Source organism: Deinococcus frigens DSM 12807, from assembly GCF_000701425.1.
GTDB lineage: Bacteria > Deinococcota > Deinococci > Deinococcales > Deinococcaceae > Deinococcus > Deinococcus frigens.
The window spans coordinates 23,076-33,155 of record NZ_JNIW01000040.1; the positions used below are offsets into that span (position 1 = coordinate 23,076).

Consider the following 10,080-nt stretch of genomic DNA (forward strand, 5'->3'; position numbering starts at 1 on the left):
GCTATTCCCTCCGGCGGCGCTGTTGCAGGGCCACCGCGATGATGATGATGGCGGCCTTGACCACCAGCGCGGCGGCGTCCGGCACGCCCTTGGCCAGCAGCGTGAAGCGGATCAGTTGAATGATCAGCGCCCCGAACAGCGTACCCAGCACCTGCGCCCGCCCGCCCGCCAGCAGCGTGCCGCCCACCGCCACTGCCGCGATAGCGTCCAGCTCCATACCCTGCCCCACCTGATTGGCGTCGCTGCTGGAATTGATGGCGATCACGATTAGTCCGGCGATCCCGGCCAGCAACCCGCTGATGGCATACACCGCCACCTTGACGCGCGCCACCGGAATGCCCGACAGCCCCGCCGCCGTCTCGTTGCCGCCCACCGCCAGCACCGAACGCCCAAACACCGTGCGCCGCACCGCCCAGTACGTCAGCGCCACGATCACCAGCATCAGGATCACCTGAAAGGGAATCCCGAAGGGCCGTCCCAGTCCGATGTACGAGAATCCCGGCGTGCTGAAGCTCTGAAGCTGCCCGTTGGTAATCACCTGCGCGATGCCGCGTCCGGCGATATACAGGACCAGCGTGGCGACGATGGGCTGCAATTTCAGCCGCGTCACGAACAGGCCATTCAGCACCCCGAAGGCCCCCGCCACCAGCACCGGCACGACAAAGGCCAGTGCGATCCCCAGCCACTGCGCGCCAGCAAACACCGGATTCAAAAAGATCAGCGGGGCCAGCACGCCGCTGATGGCCATCAGCGATCCCACCGACAGATCCACGCCCCCGGTGGCGATCACCAGCGTCATGCCCATCGCCACGATAATGATCGTCGCCACCTGGGTCAGATTGACGTTGAGGGTCTGTACGCTTAAGAAATACGGCGTGAACAGCGCATTGAAAATCAGCAGCGCCAGCAGGATCAGGATGCTGGCCCGCACCTGTTTCAGGTCCGCCAGCAAGGTCTGCCAGCCGCCGCCGGAGCGTGCCTGGCGGGCGCTGGAGGCCGTGCCGCTCACGGACTGACCTGTGCGGGGATGTCTTGAGGCTCCAACCCCTGCGCCATCGCGTGCAACAGCTCCGGCTCGGTGATGCCGTCGCCCGACAACCGCGCCACCGAATGCCCGTCGCGCAGCACCGTGACCTCGTGGCAGCCCTCTATGAGTTCTTCCAACTCGCTGGAGATCATCAGCACGCCCAGACCGCCACGGGCCAGCTCGCCGATCAAGCGCTGAATCTCGGCCTTCGCGCCCACGTCGATGCCGCGCGTGGGTTCGTCCAGAATCAGCAATCTGGGATCGGTGGCCAGCCAGCGGGCCAGCAACACCTTTTGCTGGTTGCCGCCCGACAGTTCGCGGATCGGCTGATCCGGGTCACTGGTCTTGATGCCCAGTTGCGCCACGAAGCGGTTCACGATCTCACTCTGGCGCACGGTGTCCACCACGCCCGCGCGCGCCAGACGCGGCAGGAGCGCCAGTGTGAGGTTCTCGCGCACGCTCAGTTCGGGAATGATGCCCTCGGCCTTGCGGTCCTCGCTGCAAAAGCCTAGGCCCGCATTGATGGCCTCGGCAGGCGTGCGGAAGTGGGCGGGCTGGCCGTCCAGCGTGACCTCGCCCGCGTCCGGCATATCTGCACCGAAGATCACGCGCGCCAGTTCGCTGCGCCCTGATCCCAGCAATCCGGCCAGGCCCACCACCTCGCCCTGCCGGACGGCCACCGAAGCGCCAGTTAAACGCTGGCCCAGGCGAATCCCCTCAGCTTTCAGCAACGGCTCGCCCGCCTTGCCAGCGCCGGACTTCACGAAGCCGGTCTGCGCGCCCTCGTTCTTGATCTCGCGGCCCAGCATCTGCTCCACCAGTTGTAGGCGGCTGATGTCGGCCATATTTCCGGCGTACACTGTGCGCCCGTCGCGCATCACGGTAATGCGGTCACACACGGCGTACAGCTCGTCCAGGCGGTGCGAGACGAAGATCACCGACACGCTTCGCTCCTTCAGGCCCCGGATCACGCCGAACAGCGTGTCCACCTCGCGCTCGTTGAGACTGCTGGTCGGCTCGTCCATGATCACCAGCCGGGCGTTGATGGACACCGCGCGGGCCAGCGCCACCATCTGCTGAATGGCCGTGCTGAACTCTCCCAGCGGTCTGGTCACGTCCAGCCCGATGCCCAGCTCTCTGAGCAGGCGATTGGCCTCGGCGTTCATGACGGGCCACTGGATCAGGCCCCAGCGTTTGGGTTCGCGCCCCAGAAAGATGTTCTCGGCCACCGTCCGCAGGGCGATCAGGTTGACCTCCTGGTAGATGGTGGCAATCCCGCCCTGCTGCGCGGCCAGCGGCGAGGTGAACTCCACCGGGCCGCCCGCAAAGGTGACGCTGCCGCCGTCTCGCCGGTACGCGCCGGTCAGCACCTTGATCATGGTGCTCTTGCCCGCGCCGTTCTGGCCGATCAGTGCATGGACCTCGCCCGGCGCAACCGTGAGCGAGGCGTCAGCAAGCGCCACGACGCCCGCAAAACTCTTTTGAATGTCCTGCATGTCGAGCAGGGGCGGCGGTGAAGCTGAGGGGGAGTGTGGGGCCGTCAAAAGCATTCTCCTTGGCGGTGGCTGATGGAAAGAGTACGCGTCGTTCGGGGTCATTGTGCGCCCAGATTTGCCCTGTTCGGTCAGACCACCTCGGAGACCACCTCGGTCAAAAACCGCGCCACGCTTTGGGGCGTGACGCGGCAGGGAGGCGAGGTCAATCAGGTGACGTTCCTGACTGGGGTCAGTACGCGCCCGGCAGCCCTTCCTTGGCGTTTTCAGGATTGTAGTCACGGTCAGACAGCACCACTTTGGCAGGGAATTTCTTGCCGGCGGCGTAGTCCTGCAAGGTCTTGAAAGCCACCGGGCCAAAGCGCGGGTTGCTTTCCACAACGTAGTTGATCTTGCCGTCCACCACCATCTGCACGGCTTCCTTGCCGCCGTCGATAGACAGCACCAGCACGTCCTTGCCCGGCGTCTTGCCCGCCGCTTGCAGGGCCGAGACCGCGCCAATTGCCATCTCGTCGTTGTGGGCGTAGATCACGTTGGCTTCGGGGTGGGCCTGGAGCAGCGTTTCGGCCACCTGACGGCCCTTGTCGCGGGAGAAATCTCCGGTCTGGCTGGCGACGATCTTGAACTTGGGATTCTTGGCGATCACGTCGTCAAATCCCTTCTTGCGGTCATTGGCCGGGCTGGAGCCGGTAGTGCCTTCCAGCTCGATGATGTTGGTCTTGCCGCCCGCATTCTTGACCAGCCAGTCGGCCACCCGCTGCCCCTGCATGATGAAGTTGGAGCCGATAAAGGTCACGTAATCGGTCCCGGCCTTGGACAACTTGGGATCGATGTTCCGGTCGATCAAGATCACGGGAATTCCGGCCTTGCGCGCCTCGGCCACCACAGGGGCCAGCGGTTTGTCCTCGCGGGGCGGCAGGAAGATGGCGTCTACCTTCTGCGCGATCATGCTGCGCACGTCGGCCACCTGCTTGGCGGTGGACCCGGCAGCGTCGGTGTAGACCAGTTGATAGCCCAGCTTCTTGGCCTCGTCCTGCATGCTCTTGGTCTCGGCCAAACGCCAGGGGTTGTTGCTCTCGGTCTGGGCGAAGCCCACCTTGTAGGTCTTCTTGACAGCCAGCTTGGGCAACATGGTCTGGGCCAGTACGCTGCCGGTAACCAGGGCGAGTGCGAGCATTCCGATGGTTGCGGGTTTTTTCATGTCTTTTCCTCCATGAGGGAAGTCCTGAGCGCCGGGCCGTGCTGGCCCGCAATGAGGGTTGACGTAAAGCTGCGGTGCGGTCATCTGCCCCGTCCGGTGAGGGGGCCTTGCCAGGTCTGTTGTGATAAACGAGATAAAGCTACCAATTCGGCCACTTGATGTCAACTTTTTTCGACTTAATCCACCAAACCAACCCGGACACTGGTCTTCCAGCTTAGCGGAGTATGTACACGGACTGACGAGATTATACGTCTCAACAGGGATTTTTGGCCAATGCAATACTTCATCCACACCTGTCTTGCAATCCCACCAATAAACTTGTAAGTTTGGTGGGTATCGCCTCGAATAGATGGGAGAGGCACAAGGAGCGAGATGCCAATTGCAGGAAACCGAACCCTGGTGGCCGAAGGACAACGTACATTGGCCGTCGTTCACGCCATCAACAGCGAGACCCGCCTGTCGATGCTCAGCCTGCTGTCGCACAGCCCCATGAACGTGAGCGAGCTGACGGCGGCGATTGGGCTACCGCACTCAACGGTCAACTTCAACCTTAAATTGCTGGAAGAGGCCGGGCTGCTGGAAGTGCAGTACATGCCCGGCACGCGCGGGCGGCAAAAGCTGATCAGCAAGCGGTACGAGGAGATTCTGATCAAGTTGCCCGGCGCGGCGGTCAGCGCCCAGCATGACGTGGTGGAGATCTCCATGCCCATCGGCAACTACCGCCGCTCGGACGTGGTGCCCACCTGCGGCCTGGCCACCGAGTCCAAGCTGATCGGGCTGGTGGATGACGCGCGCTCCTTTTTCGAGCCGGAGCATGTGTTTGCCCAGATCATCTGGTTCCGGCACGGCACGCTGGGCTACGACTTTCCCAACAACCTGCCGCACGGCGCGGAGGCCAGCGAGCTGGAGCTGTCGCTGGAGCTGTGTTCCGAAGCGCCCGAACACGACCTCGACTGGCCCTCGGACATCACCGTCTGGGTCAACGACACCGAGATCGGCACCTGGACCAGTCCAGCGGATTTCGGCGGCGTGCGGGGCAAGAACACCCCGCTGTGGTGGCCGATCAACCACACCCAGCACGGTGTTCTCAAGCGCTTCAAGATCAACCGCGAGGGCAGTTTTATCGACGGCAAACAGGTGAGCGAAACCCCCATTGAGCAGCTCGGCCTGACGGCACAGCCGCAGATTCAGGTGCGGGTGGGCGTCAAGGACGACGCGCGCTACAAGGGCGGCGTCAATCTGTTCGGCCACAAATTCGGCAACACCGAGCAGGACCTGCTGATGCGCCTGTGGTACGAATTCCGCGAGGGCGAGCGGCCTTACGTGATCAAGTAGTTCTGGGATCCAGTCGCTATGGATGGGCGGGGCTAGAAGCCCGGATTCACCGACGCGCCGCCCAGCCGGTACTGGAAGGCCATGCGCTGCGGGCCGATGATCTGCGAGCCGCCCACGGTGCCCAACGGCGTGCCGAGAGAGACGCGAGTGCCCACGCTGACCAGCGGCTCGGTCAGGCCAAAATAGGCGCTGATGGCGCTGTAATGGTCCACCAGCACCACCCAGCCCAGCGAAGCATAGTAGGTCACGGCCAGCACGTTGCCCTCGCGCGCGGCCACCGCCTGCGAACCGTCGGACCCGGCCAGCACCACCCAGGGTGAGCCGCCGGTGCCGTAGGGAGCGCTGATCCGCCCACCCGGCAGCGGAAAACCCAGCGGGCCGCTGAGGGCGGGCAACGGCTGCAACTCCTGTTCCACGCGGTCCTGCGCGGCCTGAACCTGCTGACTGCGCTGCTGCAAAGCCTCCTGCTCACGCTGAAGCTGCTGTTCGCGGGCGCGCTGCTGCTGCTCACGTATGGCCCGCTGCTGCGCGTCGCGGGCGGCCTGGGCGCGGGCCTGGGCCTCGGCCTGCTGCCGGGCCTGCTGGGCGGCCAGCCGCTGCGCGCGTTCGGCAGCCTCACGGGCGCGCACGGCGGCCTGCTCGCGGGCCACGCGCTCCTGCTCGGCGCGGATCGCCGCCAGGCGAATGGCCTCCTGGCGGGCGCGCTCCTGGGCCTCGCGGATGCGGCGGGCCTCGGCCTCGCGGCGCTGGCGCTCCTCTTCCAAGCGGCGCTGGCGCTCGGCCTCGATGCGCTGGCGTTCCGCCGTGACCTGGGTGATCAGGCCGTCAATGGTGCGGGCGGTCAGGGCGCGGTCTGCCTGCCGCTGCGTCGCCAGGGCACGCTGACCCTGTTCGCTGCCCCGCAGGCTGGCCAGCAACGTGTTCTGCTCGGCTCGCCGCACCTTCAGACGGTCCAGGGCGGCGCTGCGCTGCACGCCGATGTCCTTGAGGGTCCGGGTTTGCTGCGCCTGCTGCGCCCGCTGCGCGTTCAGGGTCGCCACCTCATCTTTAAGGTTGCTGATGATGCGGGTGTTGTACTGCCCGGCCATGTTGGCGTAGCGCAGCCGGATCAGCAGGTCCGAGAGGCTGCGCGCCTGCGACAGCAGGCCCAGGTAATCGTTGCTGCGGCTGCGGTACTGGAGGTTCAGGATCTCGCGCACGTCGCCCTTCAGTCGGTCGACGCGGGCGGTGGTCACGCTCAGTTGCGAGGTGGTCTCATTCAGTTGCCGCTCGGCCAGCGCGGTGCGGGTGTTCAGGATCGCCAGCGCGTTTTCCAGGTCCGAGACCCCGTTTGCCAGCGTGTCCAGCCGGACCAGCGTCTCCTTTTGCTGCGCGCTGAGGTTCTGGATGCTCCTGCGAATCCGGTTCAGTTCCTGGGCCTGCGCCGCGCTGAGCCGACGCTGCTGCTGCAACTCCTGCTGAAGCTGCTGCAACTTCTGGGAGGTGGTTTGCGCGCCCGCGCCCTGCCCCAGCATTGCAACGCCCAGCAAGACGAGCAGACCTGCGCGCGCCGCGCCCCGCGCTCCTTCCGCCACTATTCCAGCTCCCGCAGGTAGCGCCGACTGGCGAACAGGCTGCCCAGAAAGCCGATCAGAATGCCCAGGCCCGCCACGCCGCCCAGCACCGGCAGCAGCGTGTCGGCGTCGGTCACCACCGGAAGCACCGGGGCCAGCTCGCGGACCCGCCCGGCCAGGGCCAGGTACGCCGGGGTCAGCAGCGCCAGGGCCAGCGCGGCGGCCAGCACACCCACAATCAGGCCCTCGATGACGTGGGGCATGCGGATAAAGGCGCGGGTGGCCCCCAGCAGCCGCATCACGCTGATCTCGTCGCGGCGGGCGTACATCGCCACGCGCACGGCATTCAGAATATTAAAGAGGGTGCCCAGCAGCAGCAGCCCCACCAGCGCGTAGCCCGCGCCGCGCACGGCGGTCAGGGTCTTGACGGTGGGGTCCACGTAGCCCGCGCCGTACTCCACCCCGTCCACACCGCTCAGGGCCGAGACAGTATTGGCCACCGTGCGCGAGTCCTCCACCCGGTTGACCTTCATCCGCAGGGTGTCGGGAAAGGGATTGCCCACCAGCCCCGCCGCGTCGCGGGTGTAGGGCGAGGTCTGGCTCATTTCTTCGAGCACCTGATCGCTGCCCACCAGCCGGGCCTCGCGCACCTGCGGCAGCGCCCTGACCTGCGCCAGCAGCCCGGCGTCGTCCGCATCCGGGGTCAGAAAGGCCGCCACCTCCACCTGCGATTCCAGTTGACCCAGCGTGCGGTCCACGTTCAGGGTCAGCAGCAGCACGAAGCCCAGCATCAACAGCGTGAGGGTCATGGTCACCAGCGTCGCCAGCGTCGCCGTGAAGTTGCCGCGCATGGCCAGCAGTGCCTGACGGAAGTGGTAGCTCATGGCCGTCCGCTCATAGCGCGTAGCCGCCGTACGGATCGTCACGCACCAGCTTGCCCTTGCGCAGCGTCAGGGTGCGGTGGCGGTAGCTTTCCACCAGTTCGCGGGCGTGGGTGGCCACGATCACGGTGGTTCCGCGCAGGTTGACGTTTTGCAGGACCTTCAGCACTTCACGGCTGTTCTCGGGGTCCAGGTTGCCGGTGGGTTCGTCGGCCAGCAGCAGCGGCGGATCGGACACGATGGCCCGCGCGATTGCCACCCGCTGCTGCTCGCCCCGCGAGAGTTGCACGGGCAGGGCGTATTTCTTGTGTTCCAGGCCCACGGTCCGCAGCGCCGCCGTGACCCGGCTGGGCCACTCGCGCTGGTGGACGCCCGTAACCCGCAACGCGAAGGCCACGTTGTCGTAGGCGTTCAGGTGAGAGAGCAGCAGGTTGTCCTGGAACACCGTGCCCATGCGGCGGCGCAGCAGCGCGGTGCGCCGTCCTCGGTAGTGCTTGAGCGATTGCCCCGCCACCCGCACCTCGCCCCGTGTGGGCAGCGCCCGCTTGAGGACCAGATTCATGAAACTGCTTTTGCCCGCCCCCGAATGCCCCACCAGATACGCGAACTCCCCCTTGCCAATCTGAAGGCTCACGTCGTCCAGCGCCAGGGTGCCGGTGATGGGGTAGGACAGGGTGACGCTGTGAAACTGGATCACGCCGCCGCTCCGGCGCAGCATACAGAGGGAAAAGACGGGGGGCTGCTCATGGTCACGGTCCAGCATAGCCCAGACCATGAAAATTGCCTTAGCGCGGCTCTCAGCGTTCCCGCCGGGTGGCCCAGGCGTCCGCCGAATTCCCCCCAGCCTCTGAGTTTTTTCTGAGCCGCGCCTGTCATCTGCACTTCAATGGCCCGGCGGGGGCGCGCACTATTCTGACCGGGTGAATGCCAAACGCCTGACCATCGTGGGAGCGGCCCTCGCGGCCACCGCCGCCGTCTCCTACGCCCAGCTCGGCGGTTACAGCCAGGCCAACCTGACAAGTACACCCGTCGGCAAGACGCTGCTGGACGTCATCGGTGATCTCAAGCAGTATTACCTGTATCCCGTCGATGAGGAAAAGGTCCTGCGCGGCGCGATCAACGGCGCGGTGGGCAGCCTGAACGACGAGTTCACCTACTACAGCCAGCCTGAGGACAACGCCATCGACCAGGAAAACCTGGCGGGCAAATTCTTTGGCATCGGCGTGCAACTGATCGCCGCCAACGCGGACGGCACCGGCGGCAAGATCGACAATGTGTTCAAGACCGGCGCGGCCATCGGCGCGGGCGTGCAGATCGGCGACGTGTTCGTGAAGGTGGACGACACCGAAGTCATCACCAGCAAGCTCAACGAGATCGTGCGCCTGGTGCGTGGCAAGCAGGGCACCACGGTCACCATTACCTTTGCGCGCAACGGCAAGCCCTACACCGTCAAGATGGAACGCCAGCCGGTGACCATCGTGGACGTGGAAGCCACCATCCTGCCCGGCAACGTGGGCTACATCGCGCTGAACACCTTTTACAACGAGAAGGTTAGCCAGCAGTTCCGCGCCGCCGTGGCCGATATGAAAAAGAAGAACGTCACCAAATTGGTCCTGGACATGCGCGACAACGGCGGCGGGTTGCTTAACGCCGGGGTGGACGTGGCCGATCAGTTTCTCAAGAGCGGCCCGATTGTCAGCCTGCGCGACCGCAACAAGAAGACCGAGGTGTTCGGCAGCGCCACTGATGCCAAGACCGACTACACCGGCAAACTGGTGGTGCTGGTCAACAAGAACAGCGCCTCGGCCTCCGAAGTCGTCTCCGGCGCGCTCCAGGACGAGGGCCGCGCCCAGATTATCGGCGAGCAGACCTTTGGCAAGGGCGTGGCCCAGATTCCGATCAACCTGCCCGACGGCGGCAAGATTGCCATCGTCGCCAACGAGTGGCTGACCCCCAAGGGCCGCCAGATTCACAAGAAGGGCATCACCCCTGACATCGTGGTGCAGGACACCCGTTACACCCCGGCCCTGAACTTCACCGGCAGCGGCCTGAAGGCGGGCGACAAGATCACCCTGAACGTGGCGGGCAAGCCCGTGACCGTCACCGCCGACAAGGAAGGCAAGTTCACCTACACCGGCGAGGCCAAGCGCCCCAGCAAGAGCGCCACCCAGGGCGAGGCCATCGTGGACATCCAGAACGACGCCATCCTGAGAAAGGCGCTGGAAGTCCTGAAGTAAATCTATGAAACAAAGAGAGCCTCTCCCCCTGGCGGCCTGACAAATTTTATGAGAGCGGACGAAAAACGAGTTGCCAGCCGACTTCAAGGGTGGTTTGAGGAGGGGCATGAAGGCGTTTCCGCTGACCTGGTGGCTCAGGGTCAGGCCCGCCCTGGAGCGTCAGGTGAGAGAAGATTGCCTGACCACGGCTCAGCGCGTAATGAACCGCCCGGAGACCGATCTTGAGGTAGCTCAGCGCCCGCCGCCAGTGGGGATCGACGTGTCGTCGATCCCCACGCTGCACCACCTCGATACCTTCGGAGACGAGCAGCAAGGTCGCCACCGACAGCACCAGGATCAGGCGCTCCAGACTG

General features: G+C 65.1%; 8 protein-coding genes and 1 pseudogene. 2 read left to right on the forward strand and 7 right to left on the reverse strand.

What is annotated here, in order from left to right:
• Window position 1: 1 nt before the first annotated feature.
• The 3 genes from Q322_RS0113490 to Q322_RS0113500 form a co-directional block, all read right to left on the reverse strand.
• Complete coding sequence (locus Q322_RS0113490; protein ID WP_029478436.1) at window positions 2-1,009, reverse strand: ABC transporter permease; 1,008 nt, start codon at window positions 1,007-1,009, stop codon at window positions 2-4.
• The gene (locus Q322_RS0113495; protein WP_342667668.1) at window positions 1,006-2,571 is read right to left on the reverse strand and encodes a sugar ABC transporter ATP-binding protein; all 1,566 of its coding nucleotides are present in this window, start codon (window positions 2,569-2,571) and stop codon (window positions 1,006-1,008) included. The genes Q322_RS0113490 and Q322_RS0113495 overlap by 4 nt, the downstream gene beginning before the upstream one ends.
• Window positions 2,572-2,752: 181 nt before the next feature.
• Complete coding sequence (locus Q322_RS0113500) at window positions 2,753-3,721, reverse strand: ABC transporter substrate-binding protein (protein WP_029478438.1); 969 nt, start codon at window positions 3,719-3,721, stop codon at window positions 2,753-2,755.
• 399 nt (window positions 3,722-4,120) lie between these two features.
• Here Q322_RS0113500 and Q322_RS0113505 point away from each other — a divergent pair, with 399 nt between their 5' ends.
• Window positions 4,121-5,056 carry an ArsR/SmtB family transcription factor gene (locus Q322_RS0113505; RefSeq protein WP_245593256.1) on the forward strand — a complete coding sequence of 312 codons (936 nt, stop codon included), beginning with the start codon at window positions 4,121-4,123 and terminating at the stop codon, window positions 5,054-5,056.
• Between the two features lie 32 nt (window positions 5,057-5,088).
• Here the strand turns inward: Q322_RS0113505 and Q322_RS0113510 are convergent, their stop codons facing one another.
• From Q322_RS0113510 to ftsE, 3 genes are read right to left on the reverse strand one after another with little or no spacing between them, the layout of a single operon-like run.
• Complete coding sequence (locus Q322_RS0113510) at window positions 5,089-6,630, reverse strand: murein hydrolase activator EnvC family protein (protein ID WP_245593257.1); 1,542 nt, start codon at window positions 6,628-6,630, stop codon at window positions 5,089-5,091.
• Window positions 6,630-7,493 (reverse strand): cell division protein FtsX, encoded by an 864-nt coding sequence (locus Q322_RS0113515; protein ID WP_029478441.1) that lies wholly within the window; start codon window positions 7,491-7,493, stop codon window positions 6,630-6,632. Before Q322_RS0113515 ends, Q322_RS0113510 begins: the two co-directional genes overlap by 1 nt.
• Window positions 7,494-7,503: 10 nt before the next feature.
• On the reverse strand, window positions 7,504-8,187 hold the full coding sequence (ftsE, locus tag Q322_RS0113520; protein ID WP_029478442.1) for a cell division ATP-binding protein FtsE: 684 nt from the start codon (window positions 8,185-8,187) through the stop codon (window positions 7,504-7,506).
• 223 nt (window positions 8,188-8,410) lie between these two features.
• On the opposite strand from ftsE, the gene Q322_RS0113525 reads away from it, so the two are divergent.
• Window positions 8,411-9,727 (forward strand): S41 family peptidase, encoded by a 1,317-nt coding sequence (locus Q322_RS0113525; protein ID WP_029478443.1) that lies wholly within the window; start codon window positions 8,411-8,413, stop codon window positions 9,725-9,727.
• A gap of 46 nt (window positions 9,728-9,773) precedes the next feature.
• Here the strand turns inward: Q322_RS0113525 and Q322_RS23890 are convergent.
• Window positions 9,774-10,080, reverse strand: a pseudogene (locus Q322_RS23890) (transposase); the annotation flags it as partial.

What these genes read in the sequence shown, in the direction of transcription:
- Q322_RS0113515 (WP_029478441.1), bottom strand. Translation starts at nt 7,493, where the DNA reads ATGAGCTACCACTTCCGTCAGGCACTGCTGGCCATGCGCGGCAACTTC.
- Q322_RS0113500 (WP_029478438.1), bottom strand. Translation starts at nt 3,721, where the DNA reads ATGAAAAAACCCGCAACCATCGGAATGCTCGCACTCGCCCTGGTTACC.